Source organism: Streptosporangium vulgare (assembly GCF_042428775.1).
Classification (GTDB): domain Bacteria; phylum Actinomycetota; class Actinomycetes; order Streptosporangiales; family Streptosporangiaceae; genus Streptosporangium; species Streptosporangium vulgare.
In genome coordinates this window covers 37797-61906 of the sequence record NZ_JBHMBS010000012.1, presented here as the reverse complement: position 1 = coordinate 61906, position 24110 = coordinate 37797, and the positions used below count along the sequence as shown (strand labels likewise).

The following is a 24110-nucleotide window of genomic DNA, read 5'->3' as shown; positions in this document are numbered from 1 at the left end:
TCAGCTCCCGGAGGGGCTTGGAACGGGGACCTCCCGGGCGCGGAGGAACATGTTCAGGTGGTTTCGCACGACGTGCTCGGCGGTGAGGGCGAGTTTCCTCACCTGGGGGGCGGAGCCGCTCTCCACCTGCTTCTTCACGAGGACGAGAGCCTGGCGGTGGTTGTCGATCTCCATACTGATCCAGGCCCTGTCGAACTCCGCTCCGCGCAGCGCCATCACCGCTTCGAGCCGCTCGCGCTGCGCCGCGCTGGGCTCGCCGGGGAGCTTGACGCCCAGCTCACCGGCCACCTGCCGGATGACCTTGTCGAGTCTCATGTGGTCGACGACGAGCTGCTTCGCCAGCTCGCGGACGGCCCGGCCGACCTGGCCTTCCCCCTCCTCGCCGACCCTCTCCCTGACGGCCAGGCCCGCCTCGATCTCCGACAGGCTGCCCTGGTGCGCCAGGATGAGGAAATCCCTGTCCTGCAGGCTGAGGGGCTGGGGGGTGGGGGAGACGGCCGCACCGGCCGTACCGGCCATCGCGGCCATGACGGCGGCCAGCAGAATGATCATCATTCGAACCATCGGATCCTCCGTCGATCAACCCACGGTCGGGGCTCGCACCTTCCTCTCTTTCATCTATGCACATATGGGGCGATGTGCCGCCATAAGTGGTAAATCCTCATAAAAGGACGCATTTGGCGCTGTTGGTCAAGAGGGTCGGCAGGGTCTCCGCCGTGGCGTCCGTGGTTCCTCGTCCGGAGATCGGCGCGACGTCCGTGACCCCCGACCGAGAGCGGCGTACCGTCTGGTCCCTCAGCTGAGGACGGCGTCCAGCAGGAGGGAGCCCGCGCCGAGGAGGGCGGCGTCGGGGCCGCCCCGGGTGACGGCGATCTCCAGGTCGCGGGTGGCCAGGGGCAGGCAGCGCTCGTAGACGGCGGCACGGATGGCGGAGATCAGCGGCTCGGCGGTGGAGAGGCTGCCGCCGACGACGATGGCGTCGGGGTTGAGGAAGTTGACCAGGACGGTGAGCACCTCGCCGATGAGGCGGCCCGCGTTCCTGACCAGCGCGGTGGCCTCGGGCACGCCGTTCTCGACCAGGGCGACGACGTCGGAGGGGCGCCGCGTCGCGATGCCGAGCCCGGACAGGGCGTCCATGAGCGCGGCGCCGCTCGCGTAGGCCTCCAGGCAGTCGGGGTGCCCGCACGAGCACATGGTGGAGGAGTCGGTCCTGACCCGGACGTGGCTGATGTCGCCGGCCGCGCCCCTGCCCCGGTGCAGGCGGCCGTCGACGATCACGCCGCACCCTATGCCGCTGCCGGCCTTGAGCACCATGAGGTTGCCGAACCCCGGCCACGAGCGGGCCTCGCCGACGGCGAGGAGGTTGGCGTCGTTCTCGACGAGCACCGGCAGGTCGTAGTGCGCGCCGAGATACTCGGCGACGGGGAAGTTGTTCCAGCCGGGCATGCGCGAGGGGGACACCACCCGGCCGCTGCCCGGGTCGACGGGGCCGGGTATGCCGGTGCCGACGCCGCGCAGCGGGACGCCGGCCGGGCCGTGGGCCAGCAGCAGGTCGTCGAACGCCGAGGCCATCCAGTCGAGGGTCGCCTCGGGGCCGAGCGCTATGTCGCAGGCGCGCTCCTCGACGACGAGGGGGACGCCGCTGAGGTCGAGCAGACCGAGGCGGGCGTGGTGCGCCCCGAGGTCGGCCACCGCGAGCAGGCCGGCGGTCGGGCTGACCCGCAGCTTCCTGGGCCGCCGCCCGCCGCTGGAGGTCCCCGACCCCTCCTCGACGAGGAGCCCGGTGTCGATCAGCTCCTCGACGCGCAGGGAGACGCTCGACGCCGCCAGGCCGGAGACGCGGGCCAGCTGGGCGCGCGACTCGGCGTGACCGGTGGCGACGAGACGCAGAAGGTCGCCCTGTGCGCCGCGCACCAGCAGCCGCTCTTTGCCTGACATGAACTAGAGGAATACCACGTCTGTACTTACTACGGCAACGTGTTGACTTGCATGAGAATCATCCGTTACCTTCCGCTTTATCTTCGATTTCGAAGGAAGATGGCAATGATTCAGGTCAAAGGGTTGAACAAGTGGTTCGGCGATCATCACGTGTTGCGCGACATCGACCTTGATGTGGCGCGGGGCGAGGTCGTCGTGGTGGTCGGACCCTCGGGATCCGGCAAGTCCACGCTGTGCCGCTGCCTCAACCGGCTGGAGACGGCCGGGTCCGGCGACATCCTCGTCGACGGCGTACCCGCCCCGGTGGAGGGCCGCGAGCTGGCCCGGCTCCGGGCCGACGTCGGCATGGTGTTCCAGTCGTTCAACCTGTTCCAGCACAAGACCGTGCTGGAGAACATCGTGCTCGCGCCGATGAAGGTTCGCGGCGACGGCCGCGCCGAGGCCGAGGCGTCGGCGCGGAAGCTGCTGGAGCGCGTCGGCATCGCCGAGCAGGCGGGGAAACTGCCCGCTCAGCTGTCCGGAGGGCAGCAGCAGCGGGCCGCCATCGCCCGCGCGCTCGCCATGCGGCCCAAGGTGATGCTCTTCGACGAGCCCACCTCGGCGCTCGACCCGGAGATGGTCGGCGAGGTGCTGGACGTGATGGTCCGGCTCGCCGCCGACGGGATGACCATGGTCGTCGTCACCCACGAGATGGGCTTCGCCCGCAGGGCCGCCGACCGGGTGGTCTTCATGGACGCGGGCCAGATCGTCGAGACGGGCGAGCCCGGCGCCTTCTTCCAGGCTCCCCGGACAGACAGGGCCAGGGACTTCCTGGCCAAAGTTCTCACTCACTGATCGAAATCGATCCAGAAGTTCCAGAAGGATGGTGGGCCCGATGGTGTCCATGAAGCGGCTGGCCGCTGTCGCCGCTGTGTCCATGCTCGGCCTCTCGGCCTGTGCCGGTACGGATTCGGCGAGCCCGGCCGTGCCGGGCGAGGCCAACAAGGGGAGCGACCTGATCGCCTCGGCGCCGGTCGCGGCCGCCGCCGACATCCTGCCCGGCTCCACGATGGAGAAGATCAAGCAGCGCGGCGAGCTGCTCGTCGGCGGGTCGCTCGACGCGCCGCTGCTGTCGCAGCAGAACCCGACGACCGGTGAGGTCGAGGGGTTCGACGCGGACATGGGCAAGGCGCTCGCCAAGTACATCATCGGCGAGCCCAAGGTGAAGATCGTCAACTCGGCCTCGGAGACCCGCGAGGCGCTGCTCTCCAACGGCACCGTGGACGTCGTCCTCCAGACCTACACGATCACCCCGGAGCGGGCCGAGCAGGTCGCGTTCGCCGGGCCGTACTACTCCTCGGGGCTGAGCCTCGCGGTCAGGAAGGGCACCACGGGCATCGCCAAGCCCGAGGACCTGAACGGCAAGACCGTGATCGCCGGAGCCAACACCCCGGCCATCCCGGCGATCAAGAAGCTCGCCCCGCAGGCCAAGATCGTGACGTTCGGCAGTGACCCCGAGTGCATGCAGGCCCTCAAGCAGGAGCGCGGCGACGCCTACGTCCAGGACGAGACGCTCCTGGTCGCCAACGCGCAGAAGGACCCGTCGGTCGAGGTCGTCGGCAGCCCGTTCACCGAGGACCCGTACGGCATCGGCCTCAAGCACGGCGACGACCAGTTCAAGAAGTTCGTCAACGACTGGCTGAAGAAGATCCAGGCCGACGGTCTCTGGCAGAAGACCTGGAAGAACTCCCTCGGCACGGTCGTGCAGGGTGAGGCTCCCACCCCGCCGCAGATCGGCTCGGTGCCGGGGTCCTGATGTCCGCCCTCCTGGACCACCTGCCCGAGTTGTGGCAGGGACTGGTCGTCACCCTCCAGCTGACCGCGGCGTCCTTCGCCGGCGCCGCGGTCGTGGGGCTCGTGATCACCGCGATGCGGGTCAGCCCGGTGGGTGTCCTGCGCGGGATCGGCACGGCCTACGTGGAGACCTTCCAGAACCTGCCGCTGCTGGTGCTGCTGGTGCTCGCCGTCTTCGGCCTGCCCGAGATCGGGCTCAAGGCCGACCTGCTGGTGACGGCCATGATCGTCATCGCGGTCTACGAGGCCGCCTACATCGCCGAGGCCCTGCGCTCCGGCGTCAACGCGGTCTCCGCCGGGCAGGGCGAGGCGGCCCGCGCGCTCGGGCTCACCTTCGGCCAGTCGCTGCGCCACGTGGTCCTGCCGCAGGCGCTGCGCACGGTGATCCAGCCGGTCGGCAACATCTTCATCGCGCTGACGATGAACACCTCGCTCGCCGCCGCGGTCGGCGTGGTCGACCTGACCGCCGCGGCCAACCGGGTGAACCTCGCGGAGGCGCAGCCCATCCCGATCTTCGTCGGGGCGGGCCTGGCCTACGCGCTGATCGCCGCCTGTGCCGGGTTCGTCACCGGGCGGCTCGAACGACGGCTGGTGGTGGTCCGGTGAGCGTCCTGCCCCCCGACAGAGGCGTCCCGTTCCCGGGCGGGACGGCCGGTGCCCCGGTCTCCGTCCCGGTCCCGGTTCCGGGTGGAACAGCCGATGTCCCGGTCCTGGTTCCGGGTGGAACGGCGGCGGTCCGGTGAGCAACCTCCTCTTCGACCAGCCGGGGCCGCGTGCCCGGCGCAGGATAAGGATCGCGACCGCGGTGGGGGCGGTCGCGGTCCTGCTCCTGCTGGCGCTCGCGGTCCGTCAGTTCGCCGCCAACGGCCAGCTCGACGCCGACCGCTGGTCGCCGTACGCCACCTGGCCGATGTGGCGCTACCTGCTGAACGGGCTGTGGGCCACCGCGCTCGCCGCCGTCGTCTCGGCCGCGCTCGCGATGGCCGCCGGGCTCGCCCTCGCCCTCGGACGGCTCTCGCGGCGCAGGTGGGTGCGCGTGCCCGCCGCCGCGTACGTGGAGGTCGTGCGGACCGTTCCGGCGCTGCTGCTGGTCTACGTCGTGCTGTTCGCGCTGCCCCGCTACGGGCTCGACCTGCCGCTGTTCTGGAAACTCGTGGTGCCGCTGGCGATCTCGAACGCCGCGGCGTTCGCGGAGATCTTCCGTGCCGGGGTCCTGTCCGTGGAACGCGGCCAGGGCGAGGCCGGTCTCGCGGTCGGGCTCACCCAGGGCCAGACGATGCGCCTGATCGTGCTGCCGCAGGCGGCCCGCCGGGTGCTGCCCTCGATCGTGAGCCAGTCGGTGGGCCTGCTGAAGGACACCTCGCTGGGCTTCGTGGTCAGCTACGCCGAGCTGCTCTACAGCGGCAAGGTCCTGGCGACCTTCAACGGCCTGCTCATCCAGACCTACATCATCGTCGCGCTGATCTACCTCGTGGTCAACGCGTCGCTGTCCAAACTCGCCCGTACCCTCGACGCCCGCGACACCCCGGGGGCCCGCCGGTTCAGAAGGAGACCCGCCCGTGCCTGAACTCGTCCCCCTCGCGGAGGTGGTGCGCTCCGGATTCGTGGAGAGCGTGCACTTCGGCAGCGCCGTCGCCCTGGCGCCCGACGGCACCGTCGCCGTCGCCAGGGGAGCGGTCGGCGCGCCGGTGCTGCCGCGCTCCTCGGCCAAGCCGTTCCAGGCGCTGGCCTGCCTGCTGTCCGGGGCGGACCTGAGCGGTCCCGGCCTGGCGATCGCCGCGGGCAGCCACACCGGCCAGGACTTCCACGTGCGGCTCGTCGCCGACATCCTCGCCGGGGCCGGGCTCGGCTTCGAGGCCCTCGGCTGCCCCGAGGACTGGCCTGAGGACGAGGCCACCCGGCACATGCTGATCCGGGCGGGCCTGACGGCCTCGCGCGAGCGGATGAACTGCTCGGGCAAGCACGCCGCGATGCTCGCCGCGTCCGTCGCCTCCGGCTGGGAGACCGCCTCCTACCTGGACGCCGACCACCCCCTGCAGCGGCGAGTGCGCGCCGTGACCGAGGAACTGTCGGGGGAGAGGGCGGCCCACGTCGCCGTCGACGGGTGCGGCGCCCCACTGTTCGGGCTGTCGCTGACCGGGCTCGCGCGGGCCGTACGGGCCCTGGTCGTCGCCGAGCCGGGAACCGCGCCGCGAGCGGTCGCCGACGCGATGCGCGAGCACCCCGAGTACGTCGGCGGGACCGGGCACGTCAACACCTCGCTGATGCGGGCGCTGCCGGGGGCGGTGGCCAAGGGCGGGGCCGAGGGGGTCCTCGTCGTCGCGCTCGCCACCGGGCACGCGGCGGCCGTCAAGGTCATCGACGGGAGCCCGCGGGCCACGAGCGCGATCGCGCTGGCCGCGCTCAGGGCGGCCGGCGGGGACGTCGCGGGCGCGGCGGGCTTCGCGACCGTTCCGGTACTGGGCGGGGGCCGGCCAGTCGGTGAAATCCATGCTTTGGAGGAAAAATGAGTCTTAAATATGAGATCTGCATTGACAGCACCGCGGGCGCCCTCGCGGCCGAGCAGGCCGGGGCGCACCGCGTCGAGCTGTGCTCGGCACTCTTCGAGGGGGGCCTCACCCCGACCCTCGGCACCGTCGAGGCGACCCTCGCGGCGGTCTCGGCGATCCGGGTCCACGTGATCGTCCGTCCCCGCGGCGGCGACTTCATCTACGACGAGCACGAGGTCGCGGCGATGGAGCTCGACGTGGCCACGATCAGGGACGCGGGCGCGCAGGGCGTGGTGATCGGGGTGCTGACGCCGTCGGGCGAGGTGGACGTCGAGGTGGCCAAGCGCCTCATCGGCGCGGCCGGGGGCCTCTCGGTCACCTTCCACCGGGCCTTCGACATGACCGCCGACCCGTTCGCCGCCCTGGACACCCTCGCCTCCCTGGGCGTCGACCGGGTCCTCACCTCCGGCCAGGACGTCACCGCCCTGGAGGGCGCCCCGCTGATCGCCTCCCTGGTCGAGCGGGCGGGCGACGACCTGATCGTCATGCCCGGCGGCGGCATCACGCCCCGCAACGTGCACCGCGTGGTCGAGGCGACCGGAGCCTCCGAGATCCACTTCGCCGCCCTGGTCGACGCGCCCAGCCCCGCCGTGCACCGCAACCCCCACCCGTTCATGGGCGGCGAGCTGCGCCAGCCCGAGTACAGCCGCCTGGTCACCTCCCCGCGCCTGGTCTCCGAGGTGATCGCCGCCTCGGGCACCTGAGCCCCCGGAGACCGGCCGTCGCGCCCGCCGCGCACGTGAACACCCGCCGCGCACGTGAACAGGGGCCACGTGCGCCGCCCCCGGTGCGGCCGGGCGACGGGCCGTCATGGCGCGGACGCCGGACCGGCGCGCCAAGGCTCCCCGGGAGTCTCCGGGAGTCCCGGGGACCCGCTGGACCCGCCAGGCTCCGCCCGATGACGTGGGACGCGGCCGGATGTGGTGAGATTTACCTAGTTCTCGTTACTCGTCGGCTCGTGATCGGTTCGAGGGACATGTCGCGGTTGTCATGACCTGCCGGACAGTGGGAGGTGGGCGTCATCGGTATCGTCTCGCCCGGGTTCTTCGGCCGCCGCCGCGCCGGAAACCCGGATCTGCCACCGGGGCAGTACCTCACGGAGGACTTCCCCGTCCTGTCGGCCGGGCCTACGCCCCTGGTCTCCACCGACGACTGGAGCCTCGGTGTCACCACCGAGACCGGCGAGGTCGTCCGCTGGAACTGGGCGGAGCTCAACGCCCTGCCCGTGGAGCGGTTCACGGTCGACCTGCACTGCGTCACCAAGTGGTCCAAGCTCGGCACCACCTGGGAGGGCGTGTCGCTGGACACCCTCCTCGACGGCGTGGAGACGTCCGCCGAGTACGCGCTGGCGACCTCCTACGGCGGCTACACCACCAACCTCCCGCTGGAGGACCTCCTCGACGGCCGGGCCTGGATCGCCGTCCGCTACGAGGGCGAGCCCATCACCCCCGAGCACGGCGGGCCCGCCCGGCTGCTCGTGCCGCACCTCTACCTCTGGAAGAGCGCCAAGTGGGTGCGCGGCCTCCGGCTCCTCGACGAGGACCAGCCGGGCTTCTGGGAGGGCGTCGGCTACCACAACTACGGAGACCCATGGCGCGAGCAACGGTACTGGGGCGACTGATCTGGAGGGTCGCCACGGTCACCGCCGTGCGCGACGAGACCGCCGGAGCACGCACGATCACCCTGGACGTCCCCGGCTGGCCAGGCCACCTCGCCGGCCAGCACGTCGACGTACGGCTCACCGCCCCCGACGGCTACTCCACCCAGCGCTCGTACTCCATCGCCTCGGCCGCCGACGGGGACCGCGTGGAGCTCACCGTCGAACTGCTGCCCGACGGCGAGGTCTCCCCCTACCTCGCGCAGGTCCTCTCCCCGGGAGACCCGCTGGAGATACGCGGTCCGATCGGCGGCTGGTTCGTCTGGCGGCCCGAGACGCCCGAGCCGGTGCAGCTGGTCGCGGGCGGCTCGGGCGTCGTCCCTCTCATGGCGATGGTCCGCGCCCGCGCCTCGGCCGGGACCGGCACGCCGTTCCGGCTCCTGTACTCCACGCGCGGGCCGCGCTCGGCCCTCTACCGCGCCGAGCTGGACCGCCGGAGCGCCGACGGCTCCGGCCTGGACGTCACCTACGCCTACACGCGCGAGGTGCCCGACGGCTGGGAGCGCCCGCCCGCGCGGGTCGACGCCGCCCTGCTCGCCGAGGCCGTCTGGCCCCCCGAGCGGGAACCCGCCGTCTTCGTGTGCGGGCCCACCGGCTTCGTCGAGACCGTCGCGGGCCTGCTCGTCTCCGCCGGGCACGACGCCCGGCTGATCCGCACGGAACGCTTCGGCCCCAGCGGAGGACGACCGTGAACCCCGTCCCACGGATGAATCCGGGGGATTCCTCCCCTGGCGGGCGGGGTCTCCCGCGCCGCCGGTCACACGCTGGAGGTATTCGATGAGCCAGGACCACCTCGACGGGAATTCGGCGGGAGGCGCCCTGCGCGACGTCTTCGCCGTCGACCTGACCGCCGCGAGCGGCCGGTGCTCCGGCTGCGCGCGGACCCTCGTGCTGGCCGAGGCGCTCCTCTACACCCACGCCCCGGGCCTGGTGGCCCGCTGCCCCGGGTGCGAGGAGGTCGTCTTCCGGCTCGTACGGGCGCCGGGACGGGCGTGGCTGGACATGCGCGGCATGACCTGCGTCCAGTTCGAGCTGCCCGACGGCTCCTGACGCTCCCGTCAGCCCTCCGCCCTCTCGGTGGCGTGCCGCCGCCGGTAGGCGGCGGGCGAGATGTCGAAGGCCGCGCTGAAGGTCCGGTTGAAGTGCGCCTCGTTGGGGAAGCCCCGGCGGGCCCCGATGACGCGCACCGCGCCGCGCCTCGAACGAGTTGCAGCGCACGCGGCCGACCTGCACCATGCCGAAGTCCATCATCCGCATCTCGCCGTAGAAGTCACGGGCGCGATCGCTCGCCGCGTCCACCGAGATCACCGACTTGGCGACGGCCTCCCACCAGAAGTCGAACCGATCGGCCGGTGGCACGTCCTTCACGTGGACGACCGCGGGCGTGTTCATATCTTCCCCCTTGATGTGAACGACGTGGTGACGGGCTTCGAGGAGCACCGCGACATGGCCGGATCCCTCGCTCGGGGTCCGGCCCGATGGCGGCGGTGCCGTGCCGGGGACGTCACTGCCTGACGCCCCCCGGGAGCGGCAGGGCCCACTGTCTGGCGTCCCGGGAGCGGTAGGGCTCAGTGCTTGACGACCCGGGGGCGGTACGGCTCGGCGAGGAAGGCGAGCTCCTTCTCGGTGAGGGACAGGTCCACCGCGGCGACCGCGTCGTCCACGTGATGGTCCTTGGTCGCGCCCACGACCGGGGCCGACAGGCCGGGCTGGTGCAGCAGCCACGACAGCGCCACCCGCGCGGGGGCGACCTCGCGCTCCCTGGCCACCTGGGCGGCCCGGTCGAGGATGAGCCGGTCGTTGTCGGCGTCGTCGTAGAGGGAGTCGATGCGGGGGTCACTGCCCGTCCGGGTGGTCTTCTCCTCGGATCCGGCGCGGGCCAGCAGGCCACGGGCGAGCGGGTTCCACGGGATCAGCCCGACGCCCTGGTCGAGGCAGAGCGGGTTCATCCCCCGCTCCTCCTCCCGGTAGAGCAGGTTCTAGCTCTGTAACTCGTGCAAGATGTGGGTCGGAGGTGCACATGAACCCGTCAGACTCCCCCGTCCCTGTCGTCTCCTACGCACGAATCTCGGCCGACCTCAGGCGCGACGAACACGGCGTGCAGGATCAGCACAAGGTCAACCGCCAGACCGCCGCGCGCTACGTCCCGGACGTCTACCCTGACCACCCTGTCTACCCCGACCAGCTCAGCAGATATTCCGATGTGCGGTTGGAGTACTAGGCCCGTGCCGTGCGGGCCTGGGAGTAGACGGCCGTCGCCGCCAGGGCCATCAGGCCGAGCATCCAGTACTGCCACGACTGGGAGAGGCCGAGGAAGACCGTGGCGTTCTGGATGACCTGCAGGAGGATGACGCCGAACAGGACGCCGACGAAGCTGCCCCGGCCGCCGAAGATCGAGGCGCCGCCGAGCACGACCGCGGTGATGCCGGCCATCGTGTAGCTGATGCCGGCGGTCGGGTCGCCCACGCCGATCTGCGCCATCAGCAGCAGGGCGCCGACCACGGTGAACAGCGCGCTGGCCAGGTAGACCACGAGGTGGACGCGGGCCACCGGGATGCCGCGCTTCCGCGCCGCCTGCTCGGACGAGCCGGCCCCGCGCAGCCGGAGCCCCGTCATGGAGCGCCTGGACATCACCTCCAGCGCGACGAGGACACCGGCGCCGACGATCACCGCGTACGGGATGGGGCCGATGCGCGCGCCGAGCGCCTCGGTGACGGAGGTGGAGATCGATCCTCCGGGCGAGTCCCGCATGACCAGGGAGAGTCCCTGGAGCGCGGTGTAGGTCACCAGCGTCGCGACCACCGGGGTCACCCGGGCGAATCTCACCAGCATGCCGTTGGTCAGTCCCACGCCGGTCGCCGCGAGGATCATCAGCAGGAAGCCCAGGGCCCACCATCCGGCGCCGTACCCGTCGAGGACGTAGAACGACGCGATGACCACGAGGGTCCCGCTCAGCGGGCCGACCGACAGGTCGATGCCTCCGGTGAGCATGACGATGAGCTGGCCCGCGGCGAGGAAGAGCACGGGGGCCAGCAGCCCCAGCATGCTGGCGATGTTGAACTCGGACAGGAAGCGGTCGCTCCGGGTCGCGCTCACCGCGGCCAGCAGCACGATCGCGACGGCGAGGAACGCGCTGGGCGCCTGCTCGCTGGAGAGCAGCCTGCGGAACGCGCCGAACAGGCCGGTGCCCCGGGCCCGCTCGGCGACCTCGGCGCTCCGCGCCGAGGTCGCGGCGGTGAGGGACGCCTCGGTGATGGCGTGCTCGGAGATCTGGTCCCCGGTCAGCTCGCGGACGACCTCCCCCCGGGAGAAGACCAGCACCCGGTCGCAGAGCCCGGCGAGCTCGACGTTGTCGGAGCCGAGCACCACCACCGGTGTCCCGGAGTCGGCGGTGGAGCGGAGCCGGTGGTAGATGTCGGAGCGGACGCCGACGTCGATGCCCTGGGTGGGCTCGTCGCAGAGCAGCACTTTGGGCGCGGAGAGCAGCGACCGGCCGAGTACCACCTTCTGCTGGTTGCCGCCGGACAGGTGGTCGAGGGCGGAGTCGGGTGAGGCCACCTTGATACCGAGTTTCCTGATCTCCTCGGCCACGATCGCGTTCTCCGCCGAGCCTCGTACCACTCCGGCGACCGCGGTCCTGCCGGTGGCGGCGACGCCCAGGTTCTCCTTGACCGACAGTACGGTGGCGACGCCCTCGACGTGCCGTTCCTGGGGCATGAGCACCACCCCGGCCCGCCGGGTCCGGCGGGGGCTGCCGAGTTCGACGGCCCGGCCGTCGACGGTGACGGTGCCGCCGGTGACCGGGTCGGCTCCGCCCAGCGCGCGGATGAACTCGCGCTGCCCGTTGCCCTCCACCCCGGCGAGGCCGAGGACCTCGTTGCGGGCCAGCGTGGTGGTGATCCCGCGGAGCCGGTCCGAGCGCAGGTCACGGACCTCCATCACGACGTCGCCGACCGAGGAGGGGCGCGGCGGGAACAGCGCGTCGATCTCCCGTCCCGCGATGCGGGTGACGATCTCCTCCTCGGTCACCTCCGAGGCGAGGAAGGTGCCGCGGATCTGCCCGTCGCGCAGCACGGTGAGACGGTCGGACAGGGCCATCACGTCGGGCAGCCGGTGGCTGATGTAGACCACCGCCATCCCGTCGGCGGCGAGCTTCCTGATCTGCTCGAACAGCCTCTCGATCTCGGCCACCATGAACGGCTCGGTGGGCTCGTCGAGGATCAGGACGCCGGGCTCGCAGGCGAGGGCTCCACAGATCTCGACGGCCTGCTTCTCGGCGAGGGTCAACCGGCCGGCCGCGGCGGCCGGGTCGATGTCCATCCCCATGGGCAACAGCTTTTCCCTGGCCCAGTCCTGGGCGTCGCCGAAGGACGGGCGGAGCCGTTTCGGCACGCTCAGCAGGAGGTTCTCGGTGACCGTGAGATCGGGGAGAAGCGCCGGATGCTGGAAGGCGATGGCCAGGCCCTGCTCCCGGGCGGCGATCGGGGACGACTGCCGCATCGGCGAGCCCGAGATCTCGACGGTGCCCGCGTCGGGTGCCAGCGCACCGGAGGCCACCGCCATGAGCGTGGACTTTCCGGCGCCGTTCCCGCCGACCAGGGCGTGTACCTCGCCCGGGTGCGCCTGGAAATCGACCCCGTCGAGCGCGACCACGCCGGGGAAGCGTTTGGTCACTCCACGGAGAACCAGTCCAGCGGTCGATTCGACCATGCGAAGGATCACTCCTTACTCCGGCTCAGTGCGTTCCGCCGGGCGCGCGCCCGGCGGAAGACGACAAGTGATCAGCTGTAGGCCTGCTTGAGCTGCTCCGGCGTGAGCTCGGAGGACAGGATCGCGCTGGCGGGAAGGGAGGGGTCGCACTTGGGGAGCTTCGACTTGTCGAGCGTGTTCTCGAAGATCGGGATGTTGATGATCTCCGGCTCGTCGTTCTTGATCCCCTGGTGCGCGGCGACGGCCTTGCGCAGCGCGAGACGGATGATCCAGGTACGCGAGGACACGGTCACGGTCTGGAAGTTCGGCTGCTTGCCCGAGTTGTCCTTCCAGGCGCAGGCGAAGCCGTTGAGGTCGTTGGCGGTCCACAGCGGCAGCGGCCGGCCGGCCTGCAGGAAGGCGCGGATGCCACCGAGGGAGGCGTCACCGGAGTCGGTGATCACACCGTCGATGGTCGGGTACTTGGTGAGCAGCCCGGACACCACCTTCTGCATCTGGGCGGGGTTCCAGTTGGTGTCGATCGGCTTGCCCGGGTCGTTCAGCAGCTTGACGGCCGAGCAGCCGGCGTTCTCCTTGAGCTCCTTCTCGATGCCGACCAGTTCGGTGAGGCTCTGGGTGTTGCCCGGCGTGCCGCCGAGGAAGACCACGTTGCCGCCCTTGGTGCCGAGCGCCTCGCACATCCAGCGGGTCCAGGTCACGCCGTCGTTGACCGTGTTGTGGCCGACGAACGTCGTGTAGTCCGTGCCCGGCTTGCCGCCGGGGTTGGCCGTCCACGGCACCACCTGCACGCCCGCCTTGTACGCCTCACGCAGGGTGGGCAGCAGTGCCTCGCCGGCGTCGGGGAAGACCACCAGGGCCTCCACACCCTGGGCGACCAGGGCCTTGACGTCGCTGATCGCCTTCTGCGGGTTGTTCTGGCCGTCGGCGTACGGCAGCACGGTGATGTTGGGACACTTGCTCGCCTCGTCCTCGAACTCGGCGCGGGCCGTCTTGCGGAAGGCGTTGTCGCCGGTGCCGTCGGCCAGGGCGACCTTCACCGGCTTGGTGCCGCAGAAGTCCGTCATGGGGCGGAGGGCGGAGACGTCTCCGGTCCGGGCCGCGTCGTTGTAGACGGCCTCGACACCGCCGTTCGCGGCGGCCGGTTCACCGGGGCCACCGGCGCAGCCCGCCGCGCCGAGGGCGGCGAGGGCCAGGACGGCGACCGACTGACGGGCCCGCAGGCGGGTTTTGGTGAGGGGCATTGTGATCTCCTGTTGGGGGAGGCCTCTAGGGCGAGGACAGCGTGGAAGCAGGTTCGAGGGAGCGGCTTCGCAGCCGCGCGCGGACGGAGCTCCAGGGCACTCCGCGGGCCACCACGCTGAGCGCGAGCACGCCGGCCTGGACCAGGAGCTGGGTGGCGGTGGACGCGCCGGCGGCGAGGACCACCTGGTTCAGCTGGGTGAGGAACAGCGCGGCGACGGCGGTGGCGGCCAGGTTGGTGATGCCGCCGGACAGCAGGCTGCCGCCGAGGACGACGGCCGCGATGGTGGGGAGCAGGTAGGTGTCGCCGAGCAGGATGTCCGGGGTGCGCAGGTAGCCGGCCAGCAGGATTCCGGCCAGCGAGTAGCAGATTCCGGCCACCACGTAGGCGCCCACCTCGTAGGAGCCGGTGGGCAGGCCGAGCAGCCGGGCCGCGGGCCGTCCGGCGCCGACCGCGATGAAGCGCCGGCCGAGCACCGTGTGCCGGATGCCCCAGTGCGCGAGGCCGATCACCACGACCGCGACCAGCAGCAGGTTGGGGATACCGGCCACCGAGCCGACCGCGAACGCGCTCAGCGCGGGACCGGCCGACGCGGGGAAGCCCTTGGAGACCTGCAGGACCACACCGATGAGGATCGAGTTCACCGCCAGCGAGGCCACGAACGCCGCGATGGAGAGCCGGACCACGGCGATGCCGATGACCAGTCCGCCCAGCGCGCCCGCGACCAGCCCGAGCGCGACGGCCGCCCAGACCGGGACGCCCGACACCGCGGGCAGCTTGGTGGCCAGCACCGCGGCCAGCGCCATCCCGCCGGGCACCGACAGGTCGATGCCGCCGTGCGAGACGACGAGGGTCTGCCCGAGCGCGGCGATCGCCATCACCGCCGCGAACGGCAGCATCGACAGCACGGCGGATCCGGACAGGCTGCCGGGTGAGATCAGCGGGCTGACGGCGAAGAGCAGCAGCGTGATCAGCCAGATCGAGGAGAACCGGCCGCCTTTGAGGCGGCGCAGGTCGAGCAGCCCACCAGGACCGGCGCGCTCCGCCGGAGGCAAGGTCGTACGCCGAGACATTTTCCGAGTCCCTTCCTGGAAATCCGTGCTCAGATGGCGGTGTAGCCGCCGTCGACGGCCACGTCCGCGCCGGTCATGAAGCCGGCGGCGGAGCTCAGCAGGAAGGCGACCACCTTGGCCACCTCGTGCGGATCCGCCAGCCGCGCGATCGGGTGGCCGGCGATGAGGCTCTGCCGGGCGGCTTCGGGATCGGGCTGGGACCGCAGGTAGGTGGCCAGCTGCTCGGTGGCCACCGAGCCGGGGCTGACCACGTTGCACCGGATTCCCGAGGCGGCGTAGTCGACGGCGATCTGGCGGGAAAGCTGCAGCACCGCTCCCTTGGAGGCGCAGTACGCGGGCTGGTTGGGCAGACCGACCGTCCCGGAGATCGAGGAGAGGTTGACGATCGCCCCGGGCGTCCGCTGGGCGAGCATCGCGGTCACCACGTGCTTGCACAGCAGGAAGGTCCCGGTCGCGTTGATGGTCATGACCCGGTTCCAGTCGTCAAGAGTGGTGTCGACCAGCGGTTTCGCCACGATCGTGGCGGCGCAGTTCACCAGCCCGTCGATCCGGCCCCACCGGTCGACGGCGACCCGTACCGCATGGGCGACCGCCTCCTCGTCGGTGACGTCCAGCCCGTGTGCCACGGCGTCAGCACCGTCGGCGCGGAGTTCGGCCGCGAGCCGCTCGACGAGCTCGACCCGCTGGTCCGTGAGCAGGACGGACGCGCCGGTCGCCGCGCATTCGCGGGCCGTCGCGGCGCCGATCCCGCCTCCGGCGCCACTGAGGATCACTACTTCCGGCACGACTCAATCCCTCTCAAGCACAATGTCCGATTTGGTCGGCCAGACTGACATGCAGCACGCTGCATGTCAATGATGAGTACTGCGTTGACGTGCAACATGTTGCATGCCACTCTGGGGCGTATTCAACTCACGGCGGACCCAAGGGGTGACACTTTGCCCGGCGCAGATACCGAAACCGGCATCCGGATCGGCGTGGCTCAGATAGGTGTCGACCGAACCGATGTGGCGGCGAACGTCGATCGGGTCGTCGACACCCTGCGAGAGGGTGCCGCGACCGGGCAGCAGCTGGTGGTCTTCCCGGAATGCGTGCTCACCGGGTACCTGCTCGGCTCCCGGGCCGAGACGCACGCCGCCGCGATCAGCGCGGGGGACCCGAGGATCGGCCGCATCGTGGACGCCTGCCGCGAGTACTCCACCCACGCGGTGGTGGGCCTGCTGGAGGAGGCGGACGGACGCGTCCACAACACGGCCCTGGTGCTCGGACCCACCGGGATCATCGGCAGGTACCGCAAGCAGCACCTGCCCTACCTGGGCGCGGACCGGTTCGTCGACCCGGGCACCGACGCGGCGCCACGGGTGGTCGACACCCCCTTCGGCCGGGTCGGCGTGATGATCTGCTTCGACCTGCGCTTCCCCGAATCCGCCCGCGAGCTCGGGCTGCAGGGCGCCGACGTCATCGCGATGCCCACCAACTGGCCGGAGGGAGCGGACATCCTCGCCGACCACATGGTCCGCGTGCGCGCCCTGGAGAACCTGGTCCATCTCGCGGTCGCGGACCGCGCCGACTCCGAGTCCGGAACCCGCTTCATCGGCAGGAGCCAGATCATCGCCCCCTCCGGGACGGTGCTGGTGGACGCGGGGGAGAAGGAAGGGCTGTTCGGGGCGGCGATCGACGTCCGGGAATCCCGGACGAAGAGGTTGATCATCAGGCCGGGCGAGTTCGAGCTCCCGGTGTTCTCCGGGCGGCGCCCCGAGATGTACGGCGAGATCACCCGTCCGGTGACCCCGGACCGGTAACAGGAAGGCGGACACCACATGTGCGGGCCGGCACTCATCAGCGAGGCGACCAGGAACAGGATCGCGGCGTACTGCGCGAAGTTCCGCGAGGTCACCCGTAGCCCATTCGGTCCCGACGACGAGATCGGCATGCTGAACCTGCTCACCCCCGAGGCGTCACGTGAGGTGCTGCGGCGGGCGGACGGCGGCAGCGTCATCGACCTGTCGGTCGACTACTTCGTCGGGATGCCCTCGTGGACCAAGGCCGGCGACCCGGGCTTCCAGCAGTGGATGACGCACACGCCCGCCGGCACCGTCCTGGACGACATCACCGGAATGGGCCGCGCGCAGAACGAGCTGGTCTCCTACTCGGGTGACGCGATCTCGATGTACACCCACTGCGGGACGCACATCGACACCCTCAACCACTTCGGGTACAACGGCCGGATCTGGAACGGGTTCTCCGCCGAGGAGCACATCACCTCCCGGCACTGGACCAAGTGCGGCGCCGACAAGATCCCTCCCATCATCGCCCGCGGGGTCCTGTTCGACATCGCCGCGCTGCACGACGTCGACGTGCTCCCGGACAACCACGGGATCGGCGCGGACGACCTGCGCGAGGCCATGCGACGCCAGAACGTCGAGTTCCGGCCGGGTGACGTGGCGCTGGTGCGTACCGGCCGGATGCGCGCGTGGCCGAAGATCGACGCCTACATCGACAACAGTCCCGGCCTGAACCTGGAAGGGGCGCGGTTCCTCGCCCACCTGGGCGCGTCGGTCATCGGCGGCGACACCCTCGCCCTGGAGCAGATGCCCGCCGCGGACGAGGAGAACTGGCAGGTCGTCCACACCTATCTGCTGGGGGAGGCGGGCATCCCCATCATGGAGGTGGTCGACTGCGAGCAGATCTCGGCCGAGCGGCTCTACGAGTTCGCCTTCGTGGCCGCCGCCATGAAACTGCGCGGTGCGACCGGCGCCCCGATGCGCCCGCTGGCCATGCCGCTCCGCCCCTGACGTGGCCCCATTCTTCCCTGATCGGATTGACCCCCGGAGGCATTACCACCATGCACGCCAAACCCACTGAATCGGTCATCGACCGGAGTCGTACGTCCTACGGTGATGACGGTTTCAGCAAATATCTCCGGCGTGCTTTCCTGGCCTCCAGCGGGTACGACGACGAGGCGCTGGACCGGCCGATCATCGGCATCGCGGTGACCAACTCCGACTACAACACCTGCCACCGCGACATGCCCGCGCTGCTGGCGGCGGTCAGGCGCGGGGTCCTGGAGGCCGGCGGCCTGCCCATGGAGTTCCCCACCATCTCGCTCGGGGAGATCCTGACCTCCCCGACGACGATGCTGTTCCGCAACCTGCTCGCGATGGACACCGAGGAGATGATCCGCGCCCTCCCGATGGACGCCGCGGTGCTGCTCGGCGGGTGTGACAAGACCGTGCCAGCCCAGCTCATGGCCGCGGCCTCCTCGGACAAGCCGGTACTGCTCGAGGTCGTCGGCCCGATGATGACCGGCAGCTGGCGGGGTGAGCGGCTCGGAGCCTGCACCGACTGCCGGCGCTTCTGGGGCAGGCACCGGGGCGGGGAACTCGACCAGGCCGAGATCACCGGTGTGCGCAACGAGCTCGTGACGACCGCGGGCACCTGCGCGGTGATGGGAACCGCCTCCACCATGGCCTGCGTCACCGAGACCCTCGGCATGATGCTGCCGGGCGGCGCGACGCCCCCGGCCGCCACCGGTGCCCGGCTCAGGCACGGCGCCGAGACCGGCCGCCGCGCCGTCGAGCTCGCCCGGTCGGGCGGCCCGGTGCCCAAGGAGATCATGACCCCCGCGGCGTTCCGCAACGCCATCCGGGTGCTCTCGGCGATGAGCGGCTCGACGAACGCGCTGATCCACCTGCTCGCCGTGGCCCGGCGGGCCGGCGTGGAGCTCGAACTCAGGGACTTCGACGTGATCGGTGCCGAGGTGCCGTTCCTGGTCGACTGCAAGCCCGCCGGCTCGGGGTACCTGGAGGACTTCCACCGTTCCGGAGGGCTTCCCGCGCTGCTGAAGGTCCTCGAACCGCTGCTCGAACCGGAGACCGTCGGGGTCTCCGGGGACAGCCTGAAATCGCTGCTCGCCGAGACCCCCGCGCGGGAGGACTGGCAGACGACGATCCGCCCCCTGGAGGACCCGCTCGGACCCGCGGGGAGCCTGGCCGTGCTCCGGGGCACGCTGGCCCCGGGCGGAGCGGTCATCAAGACCGCCGCCGCGAGCCCCCACCTGATGAACCACACCGGCCCCGCCCTGGTCGTCGACTCGGCGCAGGAGGCGCAGCGGATCCTGGACGACCCGGATCTGGACGTCACCCCGGACCACGTACTGGTGCTGCGCAACGCGGGCCCGATCGCCGCGGGCATGCCCGAGGCCGGTGCCCTGCCCATCCCGGCCAAGCTGGCCCGCGCCGGGCTCCGGGACATGGTGCGGGTCTCCGACGCGCGGATGAGCGGCACCTCCTACGGCACCGTGGTGCTGCACTGCGACCCGGAGAGCGCCGCCGGGGGGCCGATCGCGCTCGTCCGCAACGGCGATCTCATCAGGCTGGACGTCGAGGCGCGACGGCTCGACCTGCTGGTGGACGAGGACGAGCTTGAGCGCCGCCGGGCGGACTTCACCCCGCCCGAGCTGCCCGAGCGAGGCTGGCGGCGGCTGTACGCGCAGACGGTGCTCCCCGCGGGTGAGGGCGCCGATCTGTCGTTCCTCTGATGCCGTAGAGCGGTAATGCTGCATGTTGCATGCTGCACTACTGTGCGCGTGGTACCGTTTTTGCCCAACCAGGGGCGCCTGATCATTCAGTCGGGCGCCGGACCGATCCCCCCGGGAGTCTTGTCGGATGGAACAGATTTCGGTGGACCAGGCATCGCTGACGGCCCGGACCTTCGAGGTGGTTCGCCGTGCCATCATCACCGGTGAACTGGCTCCCGGGACGCTGCACTCCGTGGTGGGGATAGCGGCCCAGCTCGGCGTGTCCAGGACCCCGGTCAGGGAGGCCCTGCTCCAGCTGGCCACGCACGGAGTCGTCAGGTTCGAGCGCAGCCGCGGTGTCCGGATCCTCCAGATGACCACGCGTGACATCGAGGAGATCTACTCGCTCCGCTTCCTGCTGGAGGTCCCCTCGGTGTACCGTGCGGCGACCGTGATGGACGAGGTCCAGATGGCACTGGTCGCCGCGGCCTTGGAGAAGATGCGCCAGGCGGGCGAGGCCGGGGACGAGCGCCTCTTCCAGGAGGAGGACGTGAAGTTCCACCAGCTCATCCTGGAATCGGCGGGCAACGCACGGGTGACCCAGTCCGTCGCGACGACCCGCGCCCAGATGTCCGCCCGGGGCCTGTCCACCACCCGGACGCGGACTCTCGCCGACATCTGGCGGGTCCACGAGCGCATCCTCGACAACATCCGGGCCCGTGACAACCAGGGCGCCGCGCAGGCCATGCACGACCACCTGCTGGAGACCACCCGCCTGCTGCTGACCCAGTCCACCGGCGACCCGCGGACCGGCGCCGACTTCGAACCCCCGACCCTCCCCACCTTCCCGCACCAGGACCGCGCGTAGCCGGTTCACCTGCTCCCGGGTGCACGGGAGCAGGTGAACGATCGGGGATGTACGGAGGCGTCAGCTGGCGCACGTATTCCATGTCGAACCTCCGGATCTACACGACCTTGAACTCCACCCTGCGACCGCCGCCTCCGCTGTTCTCCCCGCCCGCCGCCGGCCCCGGCCGGGGCAGCGTGTCCCGTCGTAGGACGGCACGAAGCGCTGTCGCCCCAGGTTTTACCTGACCAAAAAAATCTTGACCCATGCCGCAGGGGCTGATGATTGGATTCCGACTCGCTCCTGATCACCCTTGAAACGTCAAACGTCGCGGGTTAGGGGATGATGTGGGTAAGTGGCTTACGCGATATGCATTCTCTTCCGTGACGTTCTTTTGTCTGCTGTTCGGGTCCGGGGTGTTGCCCGCGAGCGCTGATCCGCTTGGTCAGCCGTTGCCGGGTGAGTCTGCCGCCCCTCCGTCGCATCGGGCCTTGGTGTTGACGATCGTTTCGGGACCGGCCATTTTGCCGCCTTTCAGGACGGCGGCATTGCAGTGTTCGCCGCTTGGCGGGGGGACACACCCCAGAACGCGGGAGGCGTGCGCGGCTCTGACGAGGGTGGGGGGTGATGTGAGTAAGTTCAAGCCCCCGGTGGGGATGCCCTGTTCGTTGCAGTATGAGCCGACGACGATAACGGCAGTCGGTGTGTGGGACGACCGGTTCAGCCTGTCGTCTCAAACCTTCGGGAATCCTTGCCTGCTACGCAATGCGCTCGGGGTGGTGGGCCGCTTCTGACGCCAGGCGGGCGACGACGCGGAGCGCTGGTGCTTGACCCTTTGACCCCTGTGATGAGAATCGCCGGAGGAGTGGAAGTCGGCGGCGCGGGGCCGATGAGGACGACATGGAGTGAAGAAGGCACTGATCGTGGCGGGGGTGTTGCATCCGGTACCCCGGTACAGGCTTACCGTCGGGGTGCGGGGCCGCTCGCGTCGGAGACGGGTGGCCCGGCCTTGGAGGGGTCATGGAGTGGGCACCGTCCGAATGCGCGCTTCCCACCGGGGAGCGGCCGCTGCGGGTGGCGGAGTTCGACGCGCTGTTCGCCTCGGCGCTGGGCGGGCTGGAGCGGGTGAGCCAGACTCACCTGCGGCTCAGCCTGCGCGATGATGGCCAGGGGGACCAGGCGGACCAGGCAGAGCGGACAGATTTGGCGGACCGAACGGACGAGGCGCACCAGATCGGCCCGGTGGAGGAGGTCGCCCGGGATCTGGTGGCGCGGGAGACGGCGTGCTGCTCCTTCTTCACCTTCACGTTCACCCGGGAGCGGGACGGCCTGGTGCTGGACGTCGAGGTGCCCGTGACCCACGGCGGGGTGCTCGACGGCCTGGCGGCGCGGGCGCTCGCGGCGGCACCCCGGGTGTCCTCGTGAGCGGGGAGTGGCTCCGTACCGGGGAGGTGGCGCAGGCGGCGGGGGTGAACGCGCAGACGCTGCGCTACTACCACCGGCGCGGGCTGCTTGAGGAGCCGCCGCGCAGCAACGGAGGGCACCGGCTCTATCCACCGGAAACGGTCACCATCCTGCGGACGATCAAGGTGGCGCAGCGGCTCGGCTTCACGCTGGGGGAGGTGGCGGAGCTGGTGGAGGCGGTCGGGCGCCGCCACGGCGCGGGGAACGGCGGGCTGCGGAGGCGGGCGGGGGCCAAGCTGGCCGAGGTGGAACGGAGGATCGCCGATCTCCAGCTGATCCGCGAGTCGCTGGTCCAGGCGGTGAACGCCGGGTGTGACGACCTGACGGTCTGCGCGGCCGGCCCGCGCTGCCCCCTGCCGTTCTCCGATCCGGAGGCAGGGGGCCGGGCGCCGGGTACGTCCGGGGTCGTGGCCGGTCAGGGCCTCACAGGCGTGTCCCGGGGGCCATCGGGGTGACGTCCAGGCGGCCGTCGCCGCAGACCGTCGCCCTGAAGGGGATCTCCAGGTGCGCCACCTCGTCCGGCGGGATGATCATCAGCCGGGCGGACGTGACGCAGGGGTTGTTCCCGCCGGGCACCTGGTTCCAGTGGAGCGTGGCATGCGCGCTCGCTCCCGGCCGCAGGGTGATCCGGCGGGGCTTGACGTTCTCCCGGCGCGTCCTGGTGCGCAGCGCGTCGCCGCTCCCGTCGATCATGATGAGGCCGACGAAGCCGTAGACCCAGCAGGTTCTGCCGGACCTGTTGGTGAACACCAGCGGCGCGTACCGCTGTCCCGCTCCGGCGTTCACCGTGCCGACGCGCGCCGCGAGCGCCTCGGTGCGGCAGCGCGCGGCGGCGTTCGCGCCGGGGGCGGTGTCCGTGACCCGCAGCCCCGCGGCCTGGACGGCGACGGCGGCGGCGACGGGACGCGGGGGTGCGGAGCCGGGGGCGGGGAAGCTCGGGGCCGGGAAGGGGGCGGTGTTCTCCGAGACGTCCCCCGAAGCCTTTTCCGGGGTGTTCCCCGGGCGTTCTCCGAGGGGGAGACCGGGCGGGGCGCACGCGGCCAGGGCCGTCAGCACGGCCGCCGCCGCCGAGATGACCGCGAGCCGCCCGGAACCGATGGATCGTTTCATGGTCCGTTGGACGCGCGCCGGATCGGTTTTGTTGCGGCGTGGGGCGGCCGGCTCCATGAGCCTTCCGCTCTCTGGGAGTGGGTGCGTACTTTTACCGATTGAATCGGTATATACACCCCAAAGGGTCACGTTCGATATGACTGGTGACGGGTGTGGGCGCGACAATCCCAGGCATGAGTTCATCGCGACACGACCATCCCCTGCCTCCGGCGCGCGTCGAGGAGGTCTCCGAGGGGATCTACGCCTATTTGCAGCCCGACGGGAGCTGGTGGATCAACAACACGGGCTTCCTCGTCGGCCGACGCGGAGTGATCAGTGTGGACTCCTGCTCCACCGAGCGCCGTACGCTCGCCTACCGCGAGGCCATCAGGTCGGTCACCGACCGGCCGATCACGACACTGGTCAACACCCACCACCACGGTGACCACACCTTCGGCAACTCCGCCTTTCCCGAGGCGACGATCGTCGGGCACGAGCGGACCAGGGAGATGATCATTGCCGACGGTATCCCCGACTACCTGAAGCTGGCCTGGACCGAGGTCGACTGGGGCAACCTGGAGATCCACCCGCCGTTCCTCACCTACACCGACGGGGTGACCGTCCACTCCGACGAGCTGCGCTGCGAGGTACGGCACATCGGCGTCCCGGCCCACACGACCAACGACTCGATCGTGTGGATCCCCGAGCGGTCGCTGCTGTTCTCCGGCGACCTGGTGTTCAACGGCGGCACGCCGTTCGTGATGATGGGGTCGGTGACCGGGGCCATCGCGGCGCTCGACGAGCTCAGGGCACTGGGCGCGGAGACGATCGTCCCGGGACACGGCGGGGTGTGCGGGCCGGAGGTCATCGACCACGTACAGGGCTACCTGCGGTTCGTGCTCGCCACCGCCGAACGCGGCAGGCAGGCCGGGCTGTCCCCGCTGGAGACCGCGCGCGAGACCGACCTCGGGGAGTACGCCGGACTGCTCGACCCCGAGCGCATCGTCGGCAACCTGCACCGGGCCTACGCCGAACTGGACGGGCTGCCCCCGGGCGGGCGGATCGACCTGGTCACCGCGATGCTGGAGATGATCGACTACAACGGGGGCAAGCCCCTCACCTGCCTGGCCTGACCGGGGCGGTCCCGGCGGGCGCCGAAACCGCCGGAACCGCCAGGACCCGGAACCGCAG

General features: G+C 70.8%; 27 protein-coding genes. 18 read left to right on the top strand and 9 right to left on the bottom strand.

Features of this window, described 5'->3' with window-relative positions:
- Positions 1 to 552: a DUF4142 domain-containing protein gene (locus ACFFRH_RS24630; protein ID WP_386159845.1), complete on the bottom strand. Its 552-nt coding sequence runs from the start codon at positions 550 to 552 to the stop codon at positions 1 to 3.
- Positions 553 to 795: 243 nt separating this feature from the next.
- On the bottom strand, positions 796 to 1938 hold the full coding sequence (locus ACFFRH_RS24625) for an ROK family protein (RefSeq protein WP_344742859.1): 1143 nt from the start codon (positions 1936 to 1938) through the stop codon (positions 796 to 798).
- Positions 1939 to 2043: 105 nt separating this feature from the next.
- On the opposite strand from ACFFRH_RS24625, the gene ACFFRH_RS24620 reads away from it, so the two are divergent.
- The 9 genes from ACFFRH_RS24620 (at position 2044) to ACFFRH_RS24580 (ending at position 9027) form a co-directional block, all read left to right on the top strand.
- Positions 2044 to 2772 (top strand): amino acid ABC transporter ATP-binding protein, encoded by a 729-nt coding sequence (locus ACFFRH_RS24620; RefSeq protein ID WP_344742862.1) that lies wholly within the window; start codon positions 2044 to 2046, stop codon positions 2770 to 2772.
- Between the two features lie 40 nt (positions 2773 to 2812).
- On the top strand, positions 2813 to 3733 hold the full coding sequence (locus ACFFRH_RS24615; RefSeq protein WP_344742863.1) for a glutamate ABC transporter substrate-binding protein: 921 nt from the start codon (positions 2813 to 2815) through the stop codon (positions 3731 to 3733).
- Positions 3733 to 4377 carry an amino acid ABC transporter permease gene (locus tag ACFFRH_RS24610; protein ID WP_344742864.1) on the top strand — a complete coding sequence of 215 codons (645 nt, stop codon included), beginning with the start codon at positions 3733 to 3735 and terminating at the stop codon, positions 4375 to 4377. The genes ACFFRH_RS24615 and ACFFRH_RS24610 overlap by 1 nt, the downstream gene beginning before the upstream one ends.
- Before the next feature lie 133 nt (positions 4378 to 4510).
- Positions 4511 to 5338, top strand: a complete 828-nt coding sequence (locus tag ACFFRH_RS24605) for an amino acid ABC transporter permease (RefSeq protein ID WP_344742865.1) — start codon at positions 4511 to 4513, stop codon at positions 5336 to 5338.
- A complete protein-coding gene (locus tag ACFFRH_RS24600) occupies positions 5331 to 6281 on the top strand; it encodes an asparaginase (RefSeq protein WP_344742866.1) in 951 nt (316 codons plus the stop codon). Before ACFFRH_RS24605 ends, ACFFRH_RS24600 begins: the two co-directional genes overlap by 8 nt.
- The gene (locus ACFFRH_RS24595) at positions 6278 to 7024 is read left to right on the top strand and encodes a copper homeostasis protein CutC (protein WP_344742867.1); all 747 of its coding nucleotides are present in this window, start codon (positions 6278 to 6280) and stop codon (positions 7022 to 7024) included. Before ACFFRH_RS24600 ends, ACFFRH_RS24595 begins: the two co-directional genes overlap by 4 nt.
- A 317-nt stretch (positions 7025 to 7341) precedes the next feature.
- Positions 7342 to 7941: a sulfite oxidase-like oxidoreductase gene (locus ACFFRH_RS24590; RefSeq protein WP_344742884.1), complete on the top strand. Its 600-nt coding sequence runs from the start codon at positions 7342 to 7344 to the stop codon at positions 7939 to 7941.
- Positions 7911 to 8669, top strand: a complete 759-nt coding sequence (locus ACFFRH_RS24585) for a ferredoxin reductase (RefSeq protein ID WP_344742869.1) — start codon at positions 7911 to 7913, stop codon at positions 8667 to 8669. The genes ACFFRH_RS24590 and ACFFRH_RS24585 overlap by 31 nt, the downstream gene beginning before the upstream one ends.
- 85 nt (positions 8670 to 8754) lie before the next feature.
- Positions 8755 to 9027, top strand: a complete 273-nt coding sequence (locus ACFFRH_RS24580) for a DUF6510 family protein (RefSeq protein ID WP_344742870.1) — start codon at positions 8755 to 8757, stop codon at positions 9025 to 9027.
- Between the two features lie 8 nt (positions 9028 to 9035).
- Here ACFFRH_RS24580 and ACFFRH_RS24575 read toward each other — a convergent pair whose 3' ends face one another.
- Both ACFFRH_RS24575 and ACFFRH_RS24570 read right to left on the bottom strand, forming a co-directional pair.
- Positions 9036 to 9164 carry a hypothetical protein gene (locus ACFFRH_RS24575; protein ID WP_344742871.1) on the bottom strand — a complete coding sequence of 43 codons (129 nt, stop codon included), beginning with the start codon at positions 9162 to 9164 and terminating at the stop codon, positions 9036 to 9038.
- Positions 9165 to 9545: 381 nt separating this feature from the next.
- Positions 9546 to 9953 carry an aldo/keto reductase gene (locus ACFFRH_RS24570; RefSeq protein ID WP_344742885.1) on the bottom strand — a complete coding sequence of 136 codons (408 nt, stop codon included), beginning with the start codon at positions 9951 to 9953 and terminating at the stop codon, positions 9546 to 9548.
- 44 nt (positions 9954 to 9997) lie between these two features.
- On the opposite strand from ACFFRH_RS24570, the gene ACFFRH_RS24565 reads away from it, so the two are divergent.
- Positions 9998 to 10198 (top strand): hypothetical protein, encoded by a 201-nt coding sequence (locus ACFFRH_RS24565; protein ID WP_344742872.1) that lies wholly within the window; start codon positions 9998 to 10000, stop codon positions 10196 to 10198.
- Here ACFFRH_RS24565 and ACFFRH_RS24560 read toward each other — a convergent pair.
- From ACFFRH_RS24560 to ACFFRH_RS24545, 4 genes are all read right to left on the bottom strand, one after another.
- On the bottom strand, positions 10195 to 12687 hold the full coding sequence (locus ACFFRH_RS24560) for an ATP-binding cassette domain-containing protein (RefSeq protein ID WP_386159839.1): 2493 nt from the start codon (positions 12685 to 12687) through the stop codon (positions 10195 to 10197). The two genes, ACFFRH_RS24565 and ACFFRH_RS24560, sit on opposite strands and share 4 nt — an antisense overlap.
- A 71-nt stretch (positions 12688 to 12758) precedes the next feature.
- Positions 12759 to 13928, bottom strand: a complete 1170-nt coding sequence (locus tag ACFFRH_RS24555) for a substrate-binding domain-containing protein (RefSeq protein ID WP_386159837.1) — start codon at positions 13926 to 13928, stop codon at positions 12759 to 12761.
- Positions 13929 to 13953: 25 nt separating this feature from the next.
- On the bottom strand, positions 13954 to 15000 hold the full coding sequence (locus tag ACFFRH_RS24550; RefSeq protein ID WP_386159835.1) for an ABC transporter permease: 1047 nt from the start codon (positions 14998 to 15000) through the stop codon (positions 13954 to 13956).
- A 29-nt stretch (positions 15001 to 15029) separates the two neighbouring features.
- A complete protein-coding gene (locus ACFFRH_RS24545) occupies positions 15030 to 15785 on the bottom strand; it encodes an SDR family NAD(P)-dependent oxidoreductase (protein WP_386159832.1) in 756 nt (251 codons plus the stop codon).
- A 192-nt stretch (positions 15786 to 15977) separates the two neighbouring features.
- Here ACFFRH_RS24545 and ACFFRH_RS24540 point away from each other — a divergent pair, with 192 nt between their 5' ends.
- From ACFFRH_RS24540 to ACFFRH_RS24510, 7 genes are all read left to right on the top strand, one after another.
- Entirely contained in the window at positions 15978 to 16802 is an 825-nt protein-coding gene (locus ACFFRH_RS24540; protein ID WP_386159829.1) for a carbon-nitrogen hydrolase family protein, read from the top strand.
- Between the two features lie 18 nt (positions 16803 to 16820).
- Entirely contained in the window at positions 16821 to 17795 is a 975-nt protein-coding gene (locus ACFFRH_RS24535; protein ID WP_344742881.1) for a cyclase family protein, read from the top strand.
- A 50-nt stretch (positions 17796 to 17845) separates the two neighbouring features.
- A complete protein-coding gene (locus ACFFRH_RS24530) occupies positions 17846 to 19540 on the top strand; it encodes a dihydroxy-acid dehydratase (protein WP_386159826.1) in 1695 nt (564 codons plus the stop codon).
- Positions 19541 to 19667: 127 nt separating this feature from the next.
- Positions 19668 to 20387, top strand: coding sequence for a GntR family transcriptional regulator (locus ACFFRH_RS24525; protein WP_386159823.1), 720 nt, complete (start codon positions 19668 to 19670; stop codon positions 20385 to 20387).
- Positions 20388 to 20713: 326 nt separating this feature from the next.
- Complete coding sequence (locus tag ACFFRH_RS24520; protein WP_386159820.1) at positions 20714 to 21160, top strand: SSI family serine proteinase inhibitor; 447 nt, start codon at positions 20714 to 20716, stop codon at positions 21158 to 21160.
- Positions 21161 to 21386: 226 nt separating this feature from the next.
- The gene (locus tag ACFFRH_RS24515; RefSeq protein ID WP_386159817.1) at positions 21387 to 21791 is read left to right on the top strand and encodes a hypothetical protein; all 405 of its coding nucleotides are present in this window, start codon (positions 21387 to 21389) and stop codon (positions 21789 to 21791) included.
- On the top strand, positions 21788 to 22285 hold the full coding sequence (locus ACFFRH_RS24510; protein ID WP_386159814.1) for a MerR family transcriptional regulator: 498 nt from the start codon (positions 21788 to 21790) through the stop codon (positions 22283 to 22285). The genes ACFFRH_RS24515 and ACFFRH_RS24510 overlap by 4 nt, the downstream gene beginning before the upstream one ends.
- Here the strand turns inward: ACFFRH_RS24510 and ACFFRH_RS24505 are convergent.
- A complete protein-coding gene (locus ACFFRH_RS24505) occupies positions 22254 to 22940 on the bottom strand; it encodes a DUF4232 domain-containing protein (protein WP_386159811.1) in 687 nt (228 codons plus the stop codon). The genes ACFFRH_RS24510 and ACFFRH_RS24505 overlap by 32 nt on opposite strands.
- A gap of 173 nt (positions 22941 to 23113) precedes the next feature.
- On the opposite strand from ACFFRH_RS24505, the gene ACFFRH_RS24500 reads away from it, so the two are divergent.
- The gene (locus ACFFRH_RS24500) at positions 23114 to 24052 is read left to right on the top strand and encodes an MBL fold metallo-hydrolase (RefSeq protein WP_386159809.1); all 939 of its coding nucleotides are present in this window, start codon (positions 23114 to 23116) and stop codon (positions 24050 to 24052) included.
- The last annotated feature ends 58 nt before the right edge of the window (positions 24053 to 24110 follow it).